General features: G+C 65.2%; 11 protein-coding genes. 1 reads left to right on the top strand and 10 read right to left on the bottom strand.

The annotated features are described in order from the left end of the window. Window positions 1-99: 99 nt before the first annotated feature. The 5 genes from AC1RMG_RS05200 to AC1RMG_RS05180 form a co-directional block, all read right to left on the bottom strand. Window positions 100-1,569 (bottom strand): TolC family outer membrane protein, encoded by a 1,470-nt coding sequence (locus AC1RMG_RS05200; RefSeq protein WP_493168593.1) that lies wholly within the window; start codon window positions 1,567-1,569, stop codon window positions 100-102. Between the two features lie 78 nt (window positions 1,570-1,647). After that, window positions 1,648-10,659 carry a TcdA/TcdB pore-forming domain-containing protein gene (locus AC1RMG_RS05195; RefSeq protein WP_493168591.1) on the bottom strand — a complete coding sequence of 3,004 codons (9,012 nt, stop codon included), beginning with the start codon at window positions 10,657-10,659 and terminating at the stop codon, window positions 1,648-1,650. Between the two features lie 121 nt (window positions 10,660-10,780). After that, window positions 10,781-12,940, bottom strand: coding sequence for a type I secretion system permease/ATPase (locus tag AC1RMG_RS05190; protein WP_493168589.1), 2,160 nt, complete (start codon window positions 12,938-12,940; stop codon window positions 10,781-10,783). Between the two features lie 2 nt (window positions 12,941-12,942). Then, window positions 12,943-14,331 carry an HlyD family type I secretion periplasmic adaptor subunit gene (locus AC1RMG_RS05185; RefSeq protein ID WP_053151654.1) on the bottom strand — a complete coding sequence of 463 codons (1,389 nt, stop codon included), beginning with the start codon at window positions 14,329-14,331 and terminating at the stop codon, window positions 12,943-12,945. Then, complete coding sequence (locus tag AC1RMG_RS05180) at window positions 14,328-16,469, bottom strand: type I secretion system permease/ATPase (RefSeq protein WP_401400057.1); 2,142 nt, start codon at window positions 16,467-16,469, stop codon at window positions 14,328-14,330. Before AC1RMG_RS05180 ends, AC1RMG_RS05185 begins: the two co-directional genes overlap by 4 nt. 458 nt (window positions 16,470-16,927) lie before the next feature. On the opposite strand from AC1RMG_RS05180, the gene AC1RMG_RS05175 reads away from it, so the two are divergent. Then, window positions 16,928-17,695 (top strand): substrate-binding periplasmic protein, encoded by a 768-nt coding sequence (locus AC1RMG_RS05175; RefSeq protein ID WP_125063096.1) that lies wholly within the window; start codon window positions 16,928-16,930, stop codon window positions 17,693-17,695. 113 nt (window positions 17,696-17,808) lie between these two features. On the opposite strand, the gene pelG is transcribed toward AC1RMG_RS05175, so the two are convergent. Genes pelG through AC1RMG_RS05150 form a run of 5 tightly spaced genes read right to left on the bottom strand, consistent with a single transcriptional unit; the run spans window position 17,809 to window position 23,573 of the window. After that, complete coding sequence (gene pelG, locus AC1RMG_RS05170; RefSeq protein ID WP_011061266.1) at window positions 17,809-19,179, bottom strand: exopolysaccharide Pel transporter PelG; 1,371 nt, start codon at window positions 19,177-19,179, stop codon at window positions 17,809-17,811. Then, the gene (gene pelF / locus AC1RMG_RS05165) at window positions 19,180-20,712 is read right to left on the bottom strand and encodes a GT4 family glycosyltransferase PelF (RefSeq protein ID WP_161466819.1); all 1,533 of its coding nucleotides are present in this window, start codon (window positions 20,710-20,712) and stop codon (window positions 19,180-19,182) included. Further along, a complete protein-coding gene (locus tag AC1RMG_RS05160) occupies window positions 20,709-21,698 on the bottom strand; it encodes a HEAT repeat domain-containing protein (RefSeq protein ID WP_041752244.1) in 990 nt (329 codons plus the stop codon). The genes pelF and AC1RMG_RS05160 overlap by 4 nt, the downstream gene beginning before the upstream one ends. Further along, complete coding sequence (locus tag AC1RMG_RS05155) at window positions 21,676-23,046, bottom strand: PelD GGDEF domain-containing protein (RefSeq protein ID WP_015635591.1); 1,371 nt, start codon at window positions 23,044-23,046, stop codon at window positions 21,676-21,678. Before AC1RMG_RS05155 ends, AC1RMG_RS05160 begins: the two co-directional genes overlap by 23 nt. A gap of 5 nt (window positions 23,047-23,051) precedes the next feature. Next, window positions 23,052-23,573 carry a transporter gene (locus AC1RMG_RS05150; RefSeq protein WP_053151645.1) on the bottom strand — a complete coding sequence of 174 codons (522 nt, stop codon included), beginning with the start codon at window positions 23,571-23,573 and terminating at the stop codon, window positions 23,052-23,054. Window positions 23,574-23,600: the final 27 nt, after the last annotated feature.

The following is a 23,600-nucleotide window of genomic DNA, read 5'->3' as shown; positions in this document are numbered from 1 at the left end:
GACTGTCGAAGAAGTCCAATAACCCGTACAACCCTGTCCCCCTTTACCTGAAAGAAATCGGTGCCCGCCAACCCTTGTCCGAGGCATTGCCTGGCCCTGTCAGCGTTTTGCCAGCCGGCGTGGAAACTCCGGAGGCAGAAAATCGCGGTCCGGATCGTAGTCGGCCTTGAGGTAATCACAAAGCGCCTTGAGGTCCTGGGGCGACAATGTCCCCACCGCCTGCTTGAGCCGCAGGGTGTCGAGAATGTAGTCATAGCGGCTGTTGTTGTACTGGTGCACGGCGTTATAGAGCTGACGCTGCGCCTCCAGCACATCGACGATATTGCGGGTTCCGACCTGAAAGCCCATCTGCGAGGCCAGCACGGCGCCCTGGTTGGAGATGATCGACTGGCGCCGCGCCTGCACCTGATCGACACCACTGTTGAGACCGCGATGCAGGTTGCGGGTCTGCTCCACTACTTGACGCCGCAAGCCGTCGTTGAGGTACTCGCGCTGGTTCATCCGCTGGTGGGCTTCGCGCACCTGGGAGCGGGTCTGGCCGCCACTGAACAGCGGAATGTTCAACTGCAGACCGACGGTGCGCTGCTCGACATTGCCACCGTAGCCATTGCCACGGATATCGCTGTTGCCGTAGCCCAGGGCGTCGTTGTCCCCGGTCTGGTAGCGCAGCACCGCGTCCAGGGTCGGCGCGTGCCCGGCCTTGCGCGCGCTCAGGGTCTGCTGCGTCGCCTCCAGGGCGAACTGGCTGGCCTGCAGGGTCAGGTTCTGGTGCACCGCCGTGTCCACCCAGCGCCGGGCGTCGTTGGGTTCGGGCAACAGCACCGGCATGTCGTGGCGCAGCCCCTGGACTGCCTGGTACTGCTGATGCGTCAGGGTGTCCAGGGCTTCGAAGGCATCGTCGGTCTGCTTCTGCGCCACGATGCGGTTGGCCCGCGCCGTGTCATGCCCGGCCTGGGCCTGCAGCACATCGGTGCGGTCCGACAGGCCCAGCTGCAAGCCGCGCTCGGCCAGTTGCTGCTGGCGCTTGAGCGCCGCTTCTTCGGCCTTGGCCGCCGCCAGGGCGTCCTGGGCCTTGAGCAGGCCGAAGTAGGCCTGGGCGCTGTCGAACATGAGTTTCTGCTCGGCGGCGGCCAACTCCAGCTGGGCCTGCTGGTCTTCAGCTTGCGCGGCCTTGAGGGTGAACCAGCGATCGGCGCGGAATATCGGCTGGTTCAGCACCGCCTGATAACTGGTGCCACTGCGCCGGGTGTCCTGCCGCGGCTGCTGCAGGGAGGTGCTGGTGGCATTGAGATCGGCACTGGCGGACAGCGTGGGCAGCAGACCGGCCCGGGCCTGGGGCACTGCCTCGGCGCGGGCCGCCTGATCGGCCTGGGCCGCCGCCAGCTCGCTGTTGTTCTGCCGGGCATCCAGGTACACCCGCCACAGGTCGCTGGGCAGTGCCTCGGGTCGGGGTTGTGACAGGTGTTGCAGGTGCTGTGAGGCCGCCTGCGCCAGGGGCGCCGCCAGCAGCGGGACGGCAAGCAGCCAGCCGGCAAGGGCTCGCTGCCGCGAATTCATGGGTTTGCTCATGGTTGGATCTAACACCGGGAAAAGAGGGCGCCGCAGACAGGAGAGGCTTTGCGCCCCTCCTGTGTTTCTCCTGCGAGGTCAGGTCAGTGAAGGCACCAGCACCGCCTGCGCGGCCTGATGGTTTTTCGGCAGTTGTTCGCGAGCACCGCCGGTGTCAGCGAAGGCCGCCATGGCCCCGCTGAGTTTTGCCAGGCTGGGGCCCCGGCCATCCGCCGCCGAGTCCGGCACATCCGCCGCCGAGCTCAGAGCGTTCGCCGCCGGCAGCGTCTCGCGCTGGCTCCAGGCCAGTTCGAACACGCTGTCCCCGGCCGATCCGCTCGGACCAAAGCCCTTGAGCAGTTGCTCGACGCTGAGCATCGACGAGTCGCCTTTGAGCTCGATCAGCAAATGCCCATGGGCGGCCGCCTGGCTGCCCAGCACCTGGCGCAGCACCAGGGCGGTGCCATTGCCCGTGTCGGTCAGCTGCACGTCCTCGCCCCGACGGCTGACGAGGATATTCTTGCCATCGGCAACCGGCAGGATCACCCGATCCAGGGCCAGGCCCGGATCATCGTTGTCGATGACCACGGAGCGGTAATGCGCCCACATCGCCGGGCTGAAACGATAGGTGTCATCCCCGGCGCCGCCGTGCAGCACCACGCTGTCGACCCCGGCAATCAACGGCGGCGCCAAGTCATCCTGAGGAGCATTGCCGCTGGCTCCCTGAAGCAGCAGCGAGGGGCCGATGCGCTCGACATTTGCGTAATGGCCCAGCTGCAGCGCCTTGGCGTCCTTGACCTGATACAGCGCCTGCGCCGTCGGGCTGTAGACATAGGCCGAGTTCGGCGTCCCGGCAGCGACGCCGATAAAGCGCAGGTCGCTGCCACCCGGGATGCCGTTGCTGGCGAACATCTGCCCACTGGCAATATCGAACCAGCCGCGGGTGTCGCCGTCCTGCAAGCTCAACACGCCTTTGGCGCCCCACTGGCCAGCCACCGTTGCCAGGGCCTGGGGCAGATTGCCCAGCCGCGCCTGTTGCCAACCCTTGTCCACGGCCACCAGTTGCACATCGCCGTTGTTGCTGCGCAGCAGCACTTCGCCTTGCACCGTGGTCAGGCGCAACCCGGCATCGACCTGGACCGCCGAACGCAGTTGCAGCTTGGGCATCCAGTCAATGGCGGCCGGCAATTGCGCCGAGGCCTCAAGCACCTCGTCGTTGCCAAACGCGGTGGCCAGTGCTTGCGCTGTCAGCGGCGGCTGCAGATAGAGCTTGCCGCTCTCGGGCTCGAACAGCCGGGCACTGGCGCTGGCACTGTCGAAGCCGAGAAACTGCAGCGGCTTGCCTTGCAGCGCGGACGATGCCACCACCACCTGACCGTTGTGGTACCACACCGGCAGCGCACTCTTGCCGTCGGCGGCCTTGACCCCGAATACCGCCAGGGTGGCATTGCTGCCGGCGACCTCGGCGAGGTTTTTCCACCAGTTACTGTGGGCCTTGAGCCAATGCTCGTTGACCGCCTCATAGCTCAGCCGTCCCGTCGCCTCGATCCGGGCCATGCGCCCGTCGTTGGTCACGGCCAGCAGATGGCCATTGAGATTGAGCACATTGGCCAGGGGCGGCGTGCTCAGCCGCAAGGCGCTTGGCTGGCCGGCATCGAGCACCTTCTGCCCCGGCCCTTCCTGGCGGAACAGCACCTGCTGCGCCTTGCTGTAGAAATAAAACACTTCCTGGCCACCGGGCTGCGCCTGGCTGCCCGCCAACACCAGGTCGGCCGGAATCTGCCAGGCGCTTTGCGCCTGCCCCGGGGCATCGGCACTCGGCGCCTGTCCGGCCGGTGGTGCCAGGTTCGGCTTGATCACGATGCCGTCGCGGCTGCGCACCCAGTAGCGGTGCGCGACTTTGGCGTTGTCCAGGCCAAACACCGTGATCAGCTCTGCCGCAGTCGGCTCCAGCACGGGCGCGCCCAGGCTGTACACCGGGGTGTCGCGCAGGGTCGCCTGAGTCTCGTAGCCCTTGAGCAGGGTATTGAGCAGGGTCTTGGCGTCCTTGCCATGCTGGCTGTTGCTTGCCGACAGTTGCAGCAACGACTCATCGCCGACCACCCCCACCAGCTCCATGCGGTCACCGAGGATACGGAAGCTCAGTTCGGCTTCCCGCTCCTTGAGCTGATAACGACGGGCCAGATACACCGCATCGCCCTCTTGCCAGAACCGGCTGATCTGGCCGGCGCTCTGGTTGAACGCAGGGGCGAACTGCGCATCGACCTTGCCGCTGGCAATATCGACCCGCCACGCGGCGGCGTTCTCGGCATCGACGAAGTAGGCGTGCTCGCCGATGACCGCCCCCAACTGGGCGTTGCGCGCCTGTTGCACATCGGTGTCGGTGAATAGCATGCGGTCCTTGGCAACGTCGTAGTACGCCCGACCGACATTGCGCTCACCGTGCTTGTAGTTCTCCACCACCACGTATTGGCCGTGCAACTGATGGGCCTGGGCCAGCTCCTTGAGGTGCTGTTCGATGCGCTGCCCGGACACCTGCCATTGGCTGGCGTCTTCCTTCACCACGTAGGTGGTCTGGCCGGCAAAATCGGCTGCCCGTACTTCGCCCTTGGCGTTGACCAGCAGCACCTGCCCGCTCTGGGCCGGATCGAGCCTGACCTTGACCCCGCCCACCAGCAGGTGGTCCTTCGCCACGGTGATGCTGTCGCTCTCCAGCTGGCTGCTGTCGATGATCCAGCGTGACGGCTGACGACCGGCCTCGTTACTGAGCCTGACCTCGGTGCCTTCGTTGAGGCCGATCAGGTATTCGCCGCCTGCGCCCTGGATGTCGTAGCGCAGGTAGCCGTACAGCTCCTTGGGCAGCTGCGGCACCACCAATTGCCGGTTGTGCCCATCGAGCAGCACTTCTACCGGCGTCTCGACGTACTCCTGGTGAATCCGCCGGATCGTCTCCTCGCTCGGGAAGATGTAGAAGTCGTAGTCGAAGCGCCGGTCCTGCTCGAGCTTGCGAATCACATCGAAGCCCGTGTCATGCCGGGTGGTGGCTCCTGGCAGGATCATGTACTCGTAGCTGATGTAGGACTTGGGCGTGCCCGGCAGGATCACCGTCCTGCTGTCGCCGTGGTCGAGTCTGGGCGGCTTGGCGCCGTGGCCAATGCCGCTGCGCACCTCGATCGCCTGGGCGCGGTCGTGGATCATCCGCGGAAAGTCCCCGACCCAGAAGAAGTAGTTGATCGCCCCGGAACCGGTGGAGCCGTGGTGAGTGCGGTAAATGTACTGGCTGTCGAAACCTACCTCGTTCGAGCGCAGGTCGAGGCGCTTGACCACCGCCCCGGCCAGGGGCACCAGCACCTGCTGTTTCTCGTCATAACGGTAGCCGTTGCCTTGGTAGGCCTTGTCCAGGGTGTCGAAGTAACGTCCCACCGCCTTGGCATCTTCGGCCACCGCGCCAAAGGCCTGGGCCAGTGCCGTGAAGCCTACCGCCAGGCCACCGAGGATCACCCCCGCGCCGCCCAGCACCGCCGCCGTTGTCGAAGCGCCGATCAGCCCGGCACCGATACCCGCCGCACCACTGACAAAACTCGCCGAATCGAACGCCAGCTGGGTGCCGAATACGGCTTTCTGCACATCGTTCTCGGCATGGGCCAGCTCATAGGCATCCAGGCCGACCATGGCCCCGCCAAACAGCACGCCTGCGCCCTCGTTGACCGTGTGCCCCAGGGTCGAGGCAAAGTCCTTGAGCGAGGACTCGGCGGCCAGGGCTTCGCCGCGCAACGCGGTTTGCACCAGCTTGGTGATGTTGGCCACATCTTGCACCGTGCCATGGCCGATCTGCGCCAGGCCCAGGTAGCTATGGATCTTCAGGGCAGTGGCCAGGTCCGGTGAAACCACGCCCTGGGCCGCATCCTTGCGGTTCTTGTCGGCAAACCACTGGATCAGCGTCTGGACCGCAAAGCCCGCGTTCAGGCCGTCCACATGCGCCGCTTCACTGACCCCGCCCCGTGGCCGGATCTGCCCGTGTTCCAGGGTGAAGTGCTCGTTGAGCACGCTCATGTGCTCATCGACGAAACGACGGAATTCGACAAAGGTGCCATCGTCGGTGCTCAGCCAGCGGGTCTGATCGGGCTGGTCACGGTTGATGAACTGCACCCGATAGCCGCCCTCCGGCTGTGGCTCGGTGTTGGCGATGATCGGTATCCACTGGCTGCTCAGTTGGTGCTCCCGGGCCAGCCGGGTGCTGGCGGCGTCGAAGCGCGCGCCCCATTGCTCGGCGTCGAACGTGGTCAGCGCCGCGCCCAGGCGCAGGTCCTGGCTGACGCGCTGCTGGGCACCCACCGCCTGCTCCACCTGGCGGCGTTGGCCGATGACACCGGCCAACTCCTCGGGACGGGACAGATCGGCAACGTTCAGCCCGCTGCCCACCGGCACCTCGGCCATCTTGTGGGTGTCGATCTCGACCAGGTTGAAGGCCGGCTGCGACTGGCTGCCGAACGAGCCGTAGTGCGCCGCCAGTTTGCGGCGCACCAGGTGTTGCTCCATGGCCTTGGCCAGGCCCTTGCTGGAGTCGAAAGCGAAGATCCCCACATTCGGGTCATAGAAGTAGTAGCGACGGCCTTCGGGGCCCTGGGTACTGCCCACCATCATCGAGTGATTCTGGGTGTTGAGGGCAAACATCGAGTCGCTGCTGCCGTTGGCCAGCCGGGCCACCACGTCGGACAACTGGAACTGCCCCAGCGCCTTGGAGGCCTGGACCGCGTCGACATTGGAATGCAGCCGGATCAGGCTGTTCTTGAGCAAGGTCGAGCTGCCCGCCTGGGGATCGGCCGAGGCCAGGAACAGCTTCTGCACCAGGCTGTTGACCCCCGCCTCGCCGCCCCTGGCCAGGGCGACGGCCATGGCCCTGACCAGCGGGTAGCAGCGGCCTCCGGAGCGGTCCCCCACCAGCGACAGGTAGAAGTCCTGGGGCGCCAACTGGCCGAAGACACTGCCGGCGCCCCGGAAGTCTTCACTGAGGGTCGCGGTCTGGCGCAGCACTTTGTCGATGTATTCGGCCTGGCTGGTCTCACTGATGCGGGCACTCAGGGCGCCACGCTGCCCAGGCGTGAGCTGGCCGTCGAGAAACAGGCGCTTCATCTCCAGGGCCGACTTCTTGTCGTCCAGCCCGGGGATCTTGATCTCGCGAAAATCCCGCACGCCGTCACTGAATGCCGTGCCCCGGGCCCCGCGCTGATAGGCCTCGGCAATGGCGTAGCGCTCGCCCACGCTGGTGCTGCGCTCATCGCCCCCGCCCTGGATCGCCGTGTCGTCGGTGCGCACCACCGCAGCAGTGCCCTGCTTGGCCTGGATCTGCTGCCAGAGCCAGGTCTTTTCCACCGAAGCGGCCTCACGCAACACCGGTTCGTACTGCGCCCGGTAGAAATCCTGGGTGAGGTTGAGCTGCTTGATCTGTTGGTCGATCAGGCTCTTGTCGCTGGCCCCGCGCCGCTGCTCCTGGAGTTGATAACGCTGGTTGCCGAGCTGTTCGATGTCGGCGCTGACCTTGGCCTGGACCGCATCGCGCAGCCGATTCCAGGCGGCAATGGCCGGGTGCTCGGGAGAAAAGTCGCCGCCGCTGTAGACGCCATCGGCCACCCCTTCAGTGGACACGCCGAACTGGTTCGCCACCTTCTTCAGGTTCTGGTGCACCTGTTCGCGGTACTCGGCGAACTGGGTCCGGTTGCGTTCCTGCACCTGGCTGTCGGCGGTCTGGATGGCAAGCGGCTCTGCACCCTCGCGCAACTTCGGCCAGACCATCTGCCCTTCGCGCTGGTACTCCTGGCGCTGGAACACCAACTGCCACTGGCCGTCGACGACCTGCATGTACGCCGCAGCCAGGCCCTCGGCGGTGCCGGCCACCTGGTAGTCCTTGTAGTCGACCGCCATCACCACGTTGTCGTACAGCAGCGAACTGTTGACCCGACCGTCGTGATAGACCCGATAGGTAGTGGCGTCCAGGCTGGTCACCACCAGCGAGCAGCCCGACAAGGTGCCGGTAAAAAGGAAGCTGCCCGCGCGCGCCTGCCGGGGAATGTCCACATAGGCCGGCGCGGCGTTCGCCTGGTTCGGCCCGTTGTAGCCGAGGAAATACGCCGGCACGCTGTCCGGGCTCCCGCTCACGGAGTTGGCGCTGTGCTCGGTGTATTCGAGCTCATACAGCCTGGGCGCGACTTCCACCAACTGCACGTTGCCCTGGGCCGGCAAGCGCCCCGCCTTGACCAGGGCCTCGGCACTGAGGGTGTGGGTCTGGGCGAACTGCACCGGGTCGGCGGCAAACTGGTGAATGTCGGCGCTGCCCTGGCGCGGTTCGAAGCCGGCTCCGAGCGATGCCAGCCCGGTCTTGAGTTGCCGGTCCTTGGCGGCCTGCCCCAACAGCGCGGGCAGCGGCCCCAGGTCGGTGAAGCGCGGTGGATGGAACTCCTCGCTCGGCGCCAGGCCTTGATTGACGATGGGCAGGACCCGGGCCATCACGGCGTCGTACAGCTCTCCATGCAAAGCCTCCCGGCGCCCTTCGGCACGGTAGCGGTCGAAGGTCTGCAGCAGGTCCTTGCCGATGCTGTCCGGCCCCTGGGGTTCATAACGGGCGGCGACATACAGGGTTTCGAAGAACGAGTGGTAGCCGTTGCGGATCATGAAGGCCGCGTTGGCCATCTGGAACTGCCAGTACTGCTTGATGCTCGGCGCGCTACCGAACAACTCCGGCAAGGCATTGCTGACGGTCTGGGTAGTCCCGGAAATGCCCCCCACGAACGGGGTGTCCAGGTCGTTCATGTAGCGTGTGGCTTCATTGTTCGGATCGGGGCGGAACTGGCTGTAGCTGCGGTACTTGTCGTCCTGGATCAGCAGCGCGGCATCGGTCCGGGCCTGCTCCGGGTGGGTATTGAGGATCAGGTAGGGGTCGGGCTGGTTCAGCCGGTTGTTGATCATGACCTTGTCGGCGCCGGTTTTTGGCGTTAGCGCGGCATGGGCATTGACCGGCACCGCGGCCTTGGAAAAACTGTCGGCCACGGGGCGCAGGGCATGGAACAACGCCTGCTTGCGCAGGCTGCGGCCCTGGTCGCCGGACAACAGCGCCTCGACCGTCGGCCGCAACGCGACGTCGGCCGGCGCCAGGCCCTGGGGGCCGCTCAACAACAGGTTCAGCAACTTGCTGTCCAGGCCGCGCTCCACCGCCACCTGATCGAAGACATGCACCTTCGGGTTGCCTGGATGCTGCCCGGCGTTGGCGCTGGCCACTCGCTGTGTTTCCATCTCGATCGCCTGGGCGCGCCACTGTTCATACAGCGGTGCCAGCAGCAATTTGGCCTGGGCAATGTCGCTCTGCAGATAACCGCCTTGCAGGACTTTGCTCAGCGCCTGGCTCTTCACCAGGTTCTGCCCCAGGCCGAACAGCAGCCCATCGTTGTCGTGGCTTTGCCAGACCGACGCGGCGAAGGCCTGTTCCCACAGCACCTTGTTCAAGTTGTTGCCCTTGATATCCCGCAGGCTCGGGCGGCTGTGTTGCGCCAGCAGCACCCCGGCCGGGGTGATGTGGTTGCGTTCGAGCAGGCGCGTCAGCTGTTGCACGAAGGTGGCGCGCTCGCTGCTGCCTGCGAACAGCCGGCTGGCCTTGAAGCCCTCGCCGCGCAATTGTTCCAGGCGCTCGAAAAACGCTGCGTTGTATTGATACAGGGTCTCGGTCTGCGCCTTGCTCAGGTGGCTGCTGCTGACCTTGTCGCCCTCGACGGTCATCACGGCAAAAGGCGTCGCCGAACGGTAAGCGTCACCCTGGGGCATTTCCAGCAGGTACTGATGCTCGGCAAAGCCGACCGAGCGTTCCAGCTCATGAATATTGACGAACAGGCCGTCGCGGTCCGGGTGGTAGCTGTTCTGCCGATAGTCTTCGACGCCCAGGGTCTGGAAGCTGGTGATGTCCGCGTTCTGGTTGATCAGTTCGCTCAAGGCGCCAGCCAGGGGCACTTCACGGGTCACGCTGGTGCCGGGCGACTGGCCCGAGACCTGGATGCCGACCTGGTTGGGCACTTTGCGATCGACGCCGGTCAACAGCAGCTTGCGGCCGTTGCTCAACACCTGGGCCTTGAAGCCTTCGCGCAGGGAGCTTTCCGACACCAGGTGGTTGGCGAAGTACTGCTCGACGAACCCGGTCTTGACCAGCACCGAGCGAATCGGTGCATAGGTCGGCGAGCGCATGGACGGTGGCTCGCTCTTGAGCCGGTACTGTTGCTGCCAGGCCAGGGAACGGGCGGCGGTGCCAAAGGAGAAATTCAGCACGCCGTCGGTGGGCACCACCAGCCGGCCGTGCTCCAGGTAGAAGTCCTTGAAGCGGCCATCGGTGCTGGCATTGACCAGCGCCACGTTCATGCGGATGTAGCCCGGGCGCTCCTCCATCATCAGCAGTGAAAGGTTCACCGGCAGCTCGTCGGAGGCCCGGGGTGCCTTAGCCAGTGCGTCCAGGCTCGCGGCCTGCTGCTGCGGGGCGGCCTTGAGCCAGGCGTTGTAGCGGGTACTCACCTCCTTGTAGGCCTGCAGCTCGGAGAACAGGGTCACGTAGGTCTGGCTGAAGGTGGAGTCGGCCACCTGCATGCTCAGGTGCTTCTCCAGGCGGTTGATCCGGCCCTTGAGCTCTTTCTGCTTGGCCGGCGCATCGGCTTGCAGGACCTCGGCCTTGGCGCCACCGGGACTGAGCAGCCGCAGGGCCTTGTTCCAGGTGCTGTCATAGTGGCTGATCGCCGTGTCCTGACGGCTGTACAACAGGATGTCACGGTCCAGTTGCTGCTTGTAGGCAATGGTGGCCGGCGTGTCGGCGATGGCCTTCATTTCTTTGCGGCGTTGTTGCAGCACCTGCAACTGATCGCCCACCGAGACCGGGTTGTCCTGCATCTGGTAGTGCTGGGCGGCCAGCACGCTCAGGGTGCTCTGCTGCATTTCCAGCAGGCGCTCGCCGACCTGGCCGATGTACGCGGCACGCTCGTCGGCGCTCATGTTGAACCATTCGGTTTGCCGCCCTGCCGTCTTGATCTGTTGGTCGATCAGGGTATTGAGCAGGCGCGTGAAGTCCTTGGACATAAAAGCCATTGCAATGATCCTTTGTCTGTTTTGAGCCAAGCCCTGCGTCTCGCGAAGGGCTGCCTATGGGTATGGAACTGCGGGGTGGGGAGACATGACGGGTGGGCGAGTCCTCCTGCCGTCGGTGGGGTCAATCCTTCATCTGCAGCGCCCACTGCCGGGCATACAACCCGTCCAGGGCGAGCAGCTGTTGGTGTGTGCCTTGTTCGAGCACCCGGCCCTGATCGATGACCAGAATCCGGTCCGCATGGCGCAGGGTATTGAGGCGATGGGCGACGCTGATCACCGTGCGGCCGTGGACGATGCCCTGCAGGTTGGCCATCACCGCCGCTTCCGACTCGTAGTCCAGGGCACTGGTGGCTTCGTCCAGCAACAGGATGCCGGGGTTGGTCAACAGGGCCCGGGCCAGGGCAATGCGTTGACGCTGGCCGCCGGAGAGCTGGCCGCCACGCTCGCCCACCTCGGTCTCGTAGCCCTGGGCCAGGGCCTCGATAAAGGGCGCCGCCCCGGCCAGACCGGCGGCGTGCCGCACCTCGGCGTCGCTGGCTTGAGGCCGGCACAGGCGGATGTTCTCGGCAACGCTGCCGGCGAACAACACGCTTTCCTGGAGCACCACGCTCATGTTGCGGCGCAGGGCCACCGGGTCGGCGATGGCCAGGTCGATGCCGTCCACCAGCACTCGGCCGTGCTGGGGCACATAGAGGCGCTGCAGCAGGCGGGTCAGGGTCGATTTGCCGGAACCGGAAGGCCCGGTGATGCCGACGAACTCGCCCGGCTGGATCTCCAGATCCAGCTGGCGCAGCACCTCCTGGCCGTCTTCCTCGTAGCGAAAACGCACCCCCTGGAAGCTCACCCCGCCCTGCAACGCTGGCACCGAGGCCAGGCCGCCGCTGCCGCTTTCACAGTCGCTGTCGAGAATGTCCCCCAGGCGGCGCAGGGAAATCAGCGTATGCTGAAAGTCCTGCCAGACCTGGGCCAGACGCAGGATCGGCTCCACCACATGCCCGGCCAGCATGTTGAAGGCCACCAGTTGGCCGGGGCTCAACTGGCCATCCAGCACCAGCATCACGCCCCACCACAGCAACAGCGCTGCGGTCAGCTTCTGGATCAGGCCGATGCCCTGCCCGGCCCAGATCCCGACGATGCGGGTGTGGAACGCCGCACGCACATAAGCCGCCAACTGGCGCTGCCACTGCTGCTGGAAGGCGCTTTCGATGGCCCCGGTCTTGATAGTCTCGATGCCGGTCACAGTCTCGGTGAGAAACGCCGTGTTGGCCGCATTCAACTCGTATTCGCGCAAGGCACGGCTGCGCAGCAAGGGGCCCACACACAGCCAGAAGAGGAAATACAGGGCCAGGGAGCCCACCACCACCCAGGTCAGCAGCGGTGCGTAGCTGTACATCACGGCGATGAACAACCCGCAGAACGCCAGGTCCAGCACCAGGGTCAAGGCCGAGCCGGTAAGAAACTGGCGGATCTGTTGCATCTCACCGACCCGGGCGATGATCTCGCCGCTCTGGCGCCGCTGGAAATAACCCAGCGGCAACTGGATCAGGTGCTGGTACAGGCGCGCGGACAGCTCGGCGTTGATCTTGCTCGCCACATTGCTGAACAGCCAGGACCGCAACAGGCCGAACAAGGGCTCGAACAGCGCCAGGGCCAGCATGGCGATCCCCAGCACTTGCAGGCTCGACAGGCCGCGACTGACCAGGACCCGGTCGATGATGTTCTCGAACAGCAGCGGCGTGACCAGCGCTACGCCTTGCAGCATCAGCGACACCAGCAGCACGCTGCGAAACTGGCGCCCATGCTTGAGGATCGACGGCAGGAACCAGGAGACGCCGAAACCACCCGTCTTCAGTTGCACATGCCGCTCGGCCAGCAACAACACCTCTCCCTGTCCCTGATCATGGCCTTGCCAGAGCGTCGCCAGCTCCTGGCGCGACAGGGTCTGGCATTGCCCCTGCAGCGGCCAGAATACCCGGACCCGGTCGCCCTCCACCGCGTCCAGCACCGCCCAGCCCCGAGTGGTGTCCAGCAGCGCCGGCAGCGGCAGGTGATGCAAGCGCTGCACCCGGCTCTGCACTGCCCGTGCGCGCAGGCCGATCCAGCCGGCACAGCGCCGCAGGTCAAGGCTGTCGGCCGGACCTTCAACCCGTCCCAGGCGGTGAGTCAGTTGCGCCACGCTGATGCTCAGGTCGAAGCGCCGGGCGGCCCAGGCCAGGGCGTGCAGGCCGGTGTCGAGCATTGTCGGTGAGGGTTCAGAAGCGGCATCGAAAGCGCGGGTCATGCTCAACGCTCCCGCAACGCTTCGGACTGATACTCGCGAATCGGGCTCAGCAGGTAATTGATCACCCGCCGCTCGCCGGTGCGAATCTCGCCGGTCACGCTCATCCCTGCCTGCAGGGGCATCCAGCCCTGCCCTGCGGCGATTGCCGCACGCTCCAGGCGAATCCGCGTGGGGAACACCAGCCCCAGCTGTTCGTCCTTGATGGCGTCACCGGAGACATGGGCCACGGTGCCGCGCAAAGTGCCGTAGCGGGTATAGGGAAACGCATCCACCTTGATCTCCACGGGCTGGCCGGCCCTGACGAAACCGACGTCCTTGTTCAGCACCATGACCTCGGCATCCAGCTCGGCCCCCTCGGGCACGATCACCAGTAACTGCTGCGCCGCTTGCACGGCGCCGCCCAGGGTATGTACCGCCAGTTGCTGGACCACACCGTCCACCGGCGCCAGCAGGGTTTGCAGGCGCTGCCGGTCGCGGCCACGGATCAGTTGCTGCTCAAGCACGGCGATCTCCTGTTGGCTGCGGTTGAGCAATTCATGCTGTTCGCGCTGGGTCCTGGCCAGGAAGCTGTCGCGCTGCTCCCGGCGGTTCTGCGCCTGGGCCTTGAGCACCTGCAGCTCGGCCTGTTGCTGGGCCAGCGAACGCTCGACGTCCAGTTGCTCCTTTTCCTGCTCAAGCAATTCCACCAGGGGCATCAGCTGTTCGGCGGCCATCGCCCGGCGTGCATGGAGCCGTTTGCGCACATTGCTGGCCAGCTTGCCCAGGGCGCTGATCTCGCTGCCCCGAGCCCTTTGATTGGCCTGGTTGATGGCGATTTCGGCGTTGAGGCTGTCCAGGTTGGCGCTGATTTCCTTCCAGGTACTGAGCAGTTGCTCCCGGGCTGCCGCGACCTGCTGTGCATCCAGGCCAGCAGGCGTCTGGTAGCTGTGCAAGGGGTCCGGGGTCAGCAGTGCACGGGCCCGGGCCAGTTCCAGACGCTTGAAGTCCAGTTGCGTGCGCAACTCGCTCAACTCGGCGTCGATGCCGATCGGGTTCAGCGCCACCAGCACCTCGCCGGCCTTGACCCGCTGCCCGTCACGCACATGGATGGCCCGAACTTCACCCGCCTCGTGCGCCTGGATCACCTTGGTGTAGCTGGAGACCATGAGGCGCCCGGCGGCACTGGCATGAATGTCGAGAAAGCCGAGGATCGCCCAGCCCAGGGCCAGCAGGATTGCCAGGATCAGCAGCAGTGCCGTGCCACGTGCCCAGGGCGCGGGTGGCCGCTCGACAATTTCCAGGTAGCCGGGTTGGAACTCGTATTCGTCGCGGCTGCGCTTGAGCAGCGTCCGCGCGTCACCCAGGCGCTGCCAGGCGCGGCGCCAGCGAGACAACAGTGCACCGGACCTCATGACGCCTCCTTGCACAGCGCCTGTTGCAGCGCCCACAGGCGCGAGTAGCAACCGCCGTTGGCCAAGAGTTGCTGGTGGCTGCCCGATTCACTGATGCGCCCCTGTTCCAGGGCGATGATGCGTTGGCAATGCCGTACCGCAGACAGGCGATGGGCAATGATGATCACCGTGCGTCCCTGGGCGATGCTCGCCATGTTGTCCTGGATCAGCGCCTGGGATTCGTCATCCAGGGCGCTGGTGGCTTCGTCGAAAATCAGGATGCGCGGGTCGCCCATCAGTGCCCGGGCTATGGCGATGCGTTGCCGCTGGCCGCCGGACAAGGAGCTGCCGGCTTCGGCCAGCACCGTGTCGTAGCCCAGGGGCAGGCGCAGGATGAAATCATGGGCACCGGCCAGGCGCGCCGCGGCGATCACGCTTTCCAGGGAGGCGGTGGGATGGCGCAGGGCGATGTTGTGGCGCACGCTGCGGTTGAACAGGTAGTTTTCCTGGAGCACCACGCCAATCTGGCTGCGCAACCAGGCCGGCTGCAACTGATCCAGGGGCAAGCCGTCGATCAGGATGCGCCCGCCATCGGGGGTGTAGAGTTTCTGCAGCAAGCGGGTCAGCGTGCTCTTGCCGGACCCGGACGGCCCGACGATGCCCAGGGTCTGCCCCGCGGCGATCTGCAAGTCCAGGCCGCGCAGCACCCACTCAAGTTCCGGGCGGTAGCGGAACACCAACTGTTCGATACGCACTTCGCCACGCAACGCCTGTGCCGGGCGCAGATCCCCCTCGGCCTGCTCCACCGGCAGGTTGAGCATGTCGCCCAGCTTGTCCACCGACACCCGCACCCGGACGAACTGCTGCCAGACCTCGATCAGCTTGGCTACGGGCTGGCTGACGTGGGACAGCATCATGTTGAAGGCAATCAACTGGCCGATGCTCATTTGCAGGTCGATGACCCGGCTAGCGCCCCAGCAGATCACCGCCACCGCGGTGACTTTCTGCAACAGCATCACGGTCTGGCTGATGGCGCTGCCCAGGGTCTGGCTGGCAAACCCGGCCTCGACCATCTGCGCCGTCTGCGACTCCCAGCGACGCTGCATGCGCGGCTCCACCGCCAGGCTCTTGATGGTTTCGCTGCTGCTGACGCTTTCATTGAGAAAGGCGGTGTTGCGCGCCGCACTGTAGAACTGGCGCTCGATGCGTTTCTCCAGCGGGCCGGTGCTGAACCAGGCCAGCAGCGCATACAGGGGCAGGGTCAGCAGCACCAGCAGGGTCAACGGCCAGGAAATCCAGGCCATGACCGCAAAAAACACCAGGGTGAAGGCCACGTCGACACACAGGGTCAGCAGCGAGCCGGTGAGGAACTCGCGGATGCTGTCCAGCTCCTGGACCCGGGTGATGATCGCCCCCACCTGGCGTTGCTTGAAGTACAGCAGCGGCAGGCCCAGCAGATGGCGCAAGAGCTTGACCCCAAGGCCGATGTCGATGCGGTTGGCGGTGTGCGCCGCCAGGTATTCGCGCAAGCCCTTGAGCAGCACCTCGAACAGGCCCACCACCACCAGGGTCATCACCAGCACGTCGAGGGTCGACAGCGCCCGGTGCACCATGACCTTGTCCATCACCGCCTGGAAGAACAACGGCGTCGCCAGGGCCAGCACCTGCAGCAACAGCGAGCACAGCAGCACTTCGCCCAGTATCCGCCGATGGCGCAGCAGCTCCGGTACGAACCAGGACAGATCGAAGCGCAAACCGCTCTGGCGCAGGCGAATCACCTCCCCGCTCCACTGCTCGGCCAACTGCTGGCGATCGAGCATGTCCGGGGTCGGCATTGAAGGTCGCTGCACCAGCGCCTGGGTGTCCGAGAGCCGCGCCAGCAGCATGAATTCGCCGCTCTGGTTGCGCCAGGCAAGGGGCAGCATCTTCGGGGTCAGTCGGGTCAGCGCCAGGCGTTCCAGGCGCAGATCGACACCGGCGTTGCGTGCATAGTCCCTGACTGCCTGGCGCAGGTCCCGCGCAGGGTCAGGGTCCAGGGGTTGCGGGGCCGCGGCTTGCGGTACGCGTTCCTGGGTCAGTTGCAGCAGCAGATGGCAGCAGGCCAAGGCTGAGTGAACGGCCGTATCGGCCGCGGATGATGGGGCAGACAGCGCCGTCATAGCGGAACATCCGCTGAGGACAGGCTGCGGGTTGTTGCAGTATTGACTGGCATAGACCGCTCGTTGCTTGCTCCAGGGAGCATGGAGGCACGAACGCAGTCTGAGTCAGCCAATTACGAATGATAATCAGCAGTTTGATTGAAGCGTTTTAACTAAAACTTAAGGCTGTCCCGCAAAAGCCCCGCATGTTCATACGGCGCATGCAGAGAGCGCTGCCCAAGGCTGTTCAACGTGAGTATCAGCGCGTACCAGTCGCTGCCCCCACCGGTTGCCCCAGCCGTGAACCGCGAGAGCAATCTCAGCGGTCAAAAAAAACCGTCAAACCCAACCGTCTCTGCGCATAACCCTCTAATCTTGGCGGCATGTTTTGCAGGTCGTTGCGGGGCGGTCTCTGCACGTGTCGAATACGCAGGGTTAATCCGAGAGCATGAAATGCCACTGTTTGTTGAGTTACTGCCATGACTCATATGATCCAATCGTTGCGCCAGCGGGGGGCGCTGATCCTGACGACGCTGCTCGTTCTGACGGCCTGGGTGCCCTCAGTGTCTGGCGCCGAGTCCCGTAGCTTCGACCTGTACATCGCCGAAGCGCCGCCTTTATCGATGCTGGACCCGTCCGGCCTGCATGGCATCCTCGGCGACGCGACGCTGGAAGCGGCGACCCGGGCCGGTTATACGCTGCACTTTATAGAAGTGCCTTGGGCACGAGCCCAGCAAAGCGTACGCAAAGGCGTCGACAAGCTGATCATTCCCCTGTCGCGCACGCCAGAAAGAGAGGCTGATTACACCTGGATCGCGCCCATCATGACCATGGACAGAGCCTTCTTCAGCCTGCACACGCGCGTCGAAACCCTGCAGCAGGCACGGGAAACCTTCGCTCGGATCGCCGTTGGCCGAGGCAGTGCCCAAGAGCAGAAGCTTCGGGCTGAAGGCTTTGGCGACAACCAGATCTATCCGTTTGAAATTGGCGAGAACCCGGCTCAACTGCTGCTGATGGGACGGGTCGACGCCTGGTTCAACGGCATTCCCGAAACCCAGAGCATCTGGCGCAAGGTGTCGACTCAGCCGTTGCAGGTCAGTCCGGTCTTTATGAGCACCGATCTGTACCTGGCCTGCTCCAGAAACTGCAATGCGACACTGGTGCACAAGCTGCGCGCGGCGGTCGAGGGGCTGCGCAAGGACGGCACGCTGGAGAGAATGCGAAAATCCTACCTCGACGCTCCCTGACCGGCCCCTGTGCTGCGCAGAACCCGGGCCGCGTTGGCATAGCCGGCGTCCCGATCCTGCAAGCCTCTGCAAAGCACCGCCGCGGGTCCGCAGCACGCGCTTGCCGATGCTCCTCAACGCGACAGCATGAACGTCTCGTACTCCAGGTCATCCAGCGCCGTCGACAGCCGCGTCAGCCCCAGCAGCACGCAGATCAGCAGCGACAGGGTAAAGCCATAGCCGAAGAAGCTCGGCCCCAGGTGCAGGCTGAGCAGGGTCAGGGCGGCATTGAGGGCCACGAACAGCAGGCACAGTTCCAGCACGATGGCGCGTTTGTCGAGGTAGAAGAACACGTTGAGAATCGCCATGAACACCACCTGGATGCTCACCCCGATCAGGTCGATGTAGAACAGCGGCAGGTAGTAGCTGGACATCCCCAGCCACTCCAGCAGGCGCGGGCCGAAGAGGAACAGCAGGACCACCGTCAGCCCCTGGACCTTGCAGATTTCCAGCAGGCCCTGGCGGATCGAGAAGGTCATCTCGGCCTTCAGCGAACCGATGTGCTGCAAGGTCTCGCCATCGCGCACGGCACGGAACAGGCGGTCGTACCACTCGGCGAAATCGGTTTCGATGCGCACCAGGAACACCGCCATCCCGGGAATGATCGCCAGGTAAGCGAGGAAGATCGGCAGGTCGTAGAGAATTGACGCGCGCATCGGCCCGATCACCTGGCTCGAAGTTTCCGGGTTGAACCAGAAGATGAACTTGTCGATCCAGATCCCCAGGTTGTAGCAAAGCCCGGTCAGCAGCAGGCTGACAAACACCTGGCGGCGGTCGAGAAAGTCGAAGGCCACCAGCTTCTCGGCCCGGTACTCGCGCAGGATGTCGTAGAGAAACAGGAACAGCAGCGTGCTGTGCCCCAGCAGCAGCGCCAGCAACAGCCCTTCCATGCCCATGTAGCGCAGGTAGAAGGCGCTGCCGACCATCAAGCCATACCCCACCAGCATCACCAGGAGGATGCGGTTATAGGCCTTCATCCCCGAGAGGAAGATGATCACCAGCCACAGGTTGCACAGCACCACGAAGTTGGCCAGGGTCAGCAGGCGGTAGATCAGCGCCTGGTCGAACAGGGTCACCAGCAGCAGGATGCCCAGCGCCCCGGAGCCCAGGGTCACCAGCAAGAGTACGCCCACCAGGTTCGGCAGGATCTGCTCGTACTTGCGCTCGAACAGGCGGTCGGACACGAAACGGGTGAAAAACAGCTGCAGGCCGCCGGTCAGGATCAGCGACGTGGCCATCAGGTAGGTGACGGTGATCAGGAACTGGCGGATCAGGACCTCCGGCACCACCAGCCCGAGGCTGATCACCCCCACCAGCATCACGCTGAGGATCGACAGCACCCAGGGCCCGGAACTGATCAGGCCGGCATAGACATAGGCGTGCAGGGTCGCCGTGTAGGAGTCGCGGGACAGAATCTTGCGCAGTTCGAAACCGATGCCGGCCATTTACACAGCCTCCTTGTGTGGGGTGCCGATGGCCGTTTGATAGAGCGTGCGATAGCGGTCGAGCATCAAGCGCTCGCTGTAGTAGCGATGTACCCGCAACAGGCCCGCCGCCTGGGCCGATTGCCAGCGTGCGGGGCTGCGCAGCAGGTCGATGATCGCCTGGGAGGTGGCCTGCGGATCGGCGATCGCCACCACTTCCCCGGCCCGCCCCAGGTCCCGGTCGGCCGCCTCGCCGCCCTCGATCAGCTCGCGGCAGGAGCCCACGTCACTGCTGACCACCGGCGTGCCGGCAGCCCAGGCTTCGAGAATCACCAGGGGCTGGGCCTCGCTGATGGAGGTCAGCACCATCAGGCCCAGTTGCGGCAGGATGTCCTGGATTTTCTGGAAGCCCAGGAACAGTACCTTCTGCTCCAGCCCCAGGCTCGCCACCAGGCTGCGGCACTCGGCGACGTACTCCGGGTCTTCCTCTTCCGGCCCGACGATCCAGCCTTCGACCTCGGGCATCACGCTGACCACCCCGCGCATGGCCCGCAGGAAGGTCTTGACGTCCTTGATCGGCACCACCCGGCCGATCAGCCCGACCACCGGCGCAATGCCTTCGGCCCGGGCCTCCAGGGCCTGGGTCCAGAGCTGCAGGTCGATGCCGTTGGGGATCACCTGGGTGCGCTCGGGGGGCGCGCCGTCCTTGATCTGGCGTTGGCGGTTGCCGTCGTACAGGGCAATGATCTGGTCGGCGCTTTCATAGACCAGATGCCCGATGCGTTCGAAGAAACGCACCCAGAGCATGCGGATATAGCCGGAGCCGGAATCCATGCTGTCGTTCAGCGCCTGGTTGCTGCTTTCGGCGATCCAGCTGGCCTGGGCCAGGTCGATCTTGCGCTCCTTGGTGTAGATCCCGTGCTCGCTGAGCAGGAACTGGCAGCCCCACAACTGCTTGAGAATGCAGCCCACCAGCCCGGCGTAGCCGGTGGAAATCGAGTGCAGCACCCGGGCCCGCGGCATGTGCCGGGCGGCATTGGCCAGCATCAGCAAGGGCGACTGCATGGTGCGCAGGGTCCAGAAGTAGTTGACGAAGGACGGATCGGCGCAGTGCTGCTCGTAGCCTTCGGTCAGCGCTTCCCAGCTGGGCCGGCTGTAGAGCACGTCGTCCAGGGTGATGCGCCCCTGGGCCAGGGATGCCAGCACTTCGATGCCCAGCTCGGCGGCGGGCTTCTGCGGGTTGTGCAGGTAGCGGTACAGGTTGCTCAGTTCCTCCAGGGACGCGCTGTGGGCCTCGCGCTTGTGCCTGGGGTTGCGCCAGGCCTCTTCCAGGTACACCTCTTCGATATGCACGACGTTGGCCGGAATCTCATAGCGGCGCTGACCATAGGCCTCGCGCTGGCCGCCAATGAACAGCACCGAAAACTGCAGCTGCGGCAGGCCGAGGATCATCTGGTGGATCCAGCTGGACACGCCACCACGCACATAGGGCCAGGTGCCCTCGAGCAGCAGGCAGACATCGGCGATGGGGGTTGAGTCGGGGGTTTTCTTCATGTCCAGGTCCTTACCAGCCCGGCAAAGGGCGGACGTTGCTGCATTTGCGCCGGCAGGCTTCGCAGCAGCCCGGGAATCTCGGCATAGCGGCCGGTTTCAAAGGCGATTTCGGCGCGGAACGGCAGGACCTTGGCCGAGTCCATGCCCGCCTCCTCGGCCTGGTGCATGTGCAGGCGCGCCTTGCCGACGTCACCGCGTTCAAGGGCGATGCGCCCGGCCAGCAACAGCAGCTCGCCGCCCTCCCCCAGCTTCAGCGCCTGTTCGGCATGTTCGCCGGCCTGGCCCAGCACGTGCTGCTGCACACTGCCCTGGGCCAGGCCCAGGTAAGCCAATTCCCAGTACCAGCGGGCCAGCGTCGCGTGCAAGGCTCCGGCCTTCTGCGGCGCCGCGCCGGGCAGTTGTTCCAGGGAGGACTGGATCCGCTGGTTGATGTCGGTTTCCTGCTTGTCGAGCATCGAATACGCCAACAGCCGCACATCGTCGCTCGGGTCACCCAGGGCCAGCTTGAGGATCGGCACCGCTTCCTTGCCCGGCATCCGCCGGGTGGCGAGCAAGGCCGCCAGGCGCTGGTCGGGGTCCGGCGCATGACGCAAGACATCCTGCAGCCCGCTGTCACCGAAGGTGGGCGAATGCAGTTGAGTCTGAGCGCGAAACGGCAGGTCTGGAATGCCCACCGCCTGCCACGTCTGCGCCTCGCGCTTGCGCGGCAGGTACAGCGCCGGAAAGATCGCGGCAATCACCCCGACGGCCCCGATCAGCGGCACAAAGAACGCCAGGCTGAAGATGAACAGCGGGCTCCATGGCAACGGCCGGCGATAACGCGCCGGCAGCAGCAGCCAGACCGCCGCGGTCAGCAGGCCACAGGCGATGCCATGGGTCATTGCATACAGCAGCGCGGTCTGCAGGTCGGGCAACTGCGCCGTCAGGCTGGCCCAGCTGCCGATCTCGAAAAACAGCGCTCCGCTAAACAGCCACTTGCTGATCATTCAGGCCACACTCGTTGTACAGGAAGTTACGCAGCCCATCGCGTTGCCGGGCCGACTCCAGGTCGTAGGGAAGTACCTTGACCCCCAGGCCGGCCAGCTCCACGCTCATGCCGAAGTGTTCGTGGACCAGCTTGCCCAGGCGTGCCAGGTAGCCCTGGGCGCCCTCGGCGCTGGTCAGCGGCAACAGCACCAGCAACAGTTCGTGCCCGCGTGCATTGGCCAGGCTCAGGTGCAGGTCCAGGCCTCGCTGGCTGCGCTCGAACAGCCGCGCCAGTTCATCATTGGGCTGGGTCAGCTCGAAGGCATAGAGGCAACCGGACAGGCCGTGGCGCTCGACATCCACCAGTGAACGCTTGAGTTGGCGGGTGAAGTGCTGGGCATCGGCGCTCTGCAGTTGCAAAACCTGCGGGTCCGGATGCAACAGATCGGCGATATGTCCGGCCAGCAGGGCCAGCAGGCTGAGAGTGCGTTCCTGGAAGGCAAAGAACGGCATCTGCCGCACCGCCAGAATCGCCAGCACCTGGCCCTGGGTGTCCACCAGCGGAACACAGGCCTGCAAGGACGACACCGAGGCCTGGGCGCCGCTATCCAGCAGCTCCTCACGCACACTCACCAGCTCCTCGCGCTCCAGGCACATACGCACCAGCAGGTCCTGGCTGTCCAGGGGCCCCATGGTGCCGATCGAGGCCAAGAGGCTCAGCTGTGGCGCCGCACTGGCGCCCTGCTCCACCCGGTACAGCCCGGCCACCCGCAGCGAGCCGTACTGGCCGAGCAGGGTCAGCACCGGCTCGGCCAGCAGGCTCAGCGGGTCGCCGCCATTGGGCGCCGCGCGCAGCCGATCACGCAGGCCCAGCAGGGAACTGCGCAAGCTCTGGTCGCTGCCCGCCAGGCGCTGCTCCAGGCGGTCATGGGAGACCCGCAGAATCTGGTGCGCCCGGGTGAAATCATCGAGCCGGTACTGGCGGTACTCGTTGGCCATCTGCAAGCGCAGCAAACGCCGCTCCCAGAGGTCGCGCACCTCGCCCACCAGCATGCCGCAGACCAGTACGCCGACAATGTAGGACGGCGCGACCTGGGCGTAGCTCGCCAGCCCCGAATGACGCAGGGCAAAGAACGCCGCTACCAGCAGGCTGGCACTGATCAGGCCGCGGACAAACCCGTAGCGCACCCCCAGCAGCAGCGGCGCCAGCACCGACCAGGGAAACTCGCCCTGCACCTGCAAGGGGTCCTCGGGGGCCAGCCACAGGCCGACGCCGATGACCAGGGCGGTCACCAGAAAGGTTTCCAGCCAGGACGCCGGACCGCTGGCGCGGGGCGCCAGCGCATAGTCCATGTGTGGAGAGTTCATGGCAGTCACTCGATCCGAAGGTCACCGACAAGTTTGTCGAGCACCTTCTGGGCGGCCCCGGCCAGGCTTTCCCGGGACCAGCCGGCGCGGGCCCCGCTATTGCTCCACAGCACCTTGCCGGTACCGGCCTCGACCACCCGCAGGCTGATGCCCACCGCCGGTTCGCCATCCAGGCCGTTCTTGTACTGCCACTCCTCGACGCTGCCGGACACCACATAGTCGAGCTTCTGCTCCCGGGCCCAGTCCATGGCCCCGGCCAGACGCTCGTTGTCGTCGAGCAGGGCCTGTTCGCCCTGCCCCGCCGTACCGGTGTAGACCTGGGGTTGCAGGCCGCGGCTGCTCAGCACGCTGAGCAGAATCTGCTCACTGCGCTCGCCGGCCTGGGGTGTCTGGGAATAGTTGACCAGCGGCAGCACGCCCCAGCGCGCACTCTTGGACAACTCGGGGCTGCTTTGCCCGGTGAAGCTGCTGCACCCGGCCATCAGCAAGGCGACCATTGCCAGACTCACGCAACGAATGGATTGCATAAGGTTTACTCCTCTTTGAATTCCATG

Source organism: Pseudomonas sp. GW822-FHT04H02 (assembly GCF_058800645.1).
This window is presented reverse-complemented; position numbering and strand designations above follow the sequence as displayed.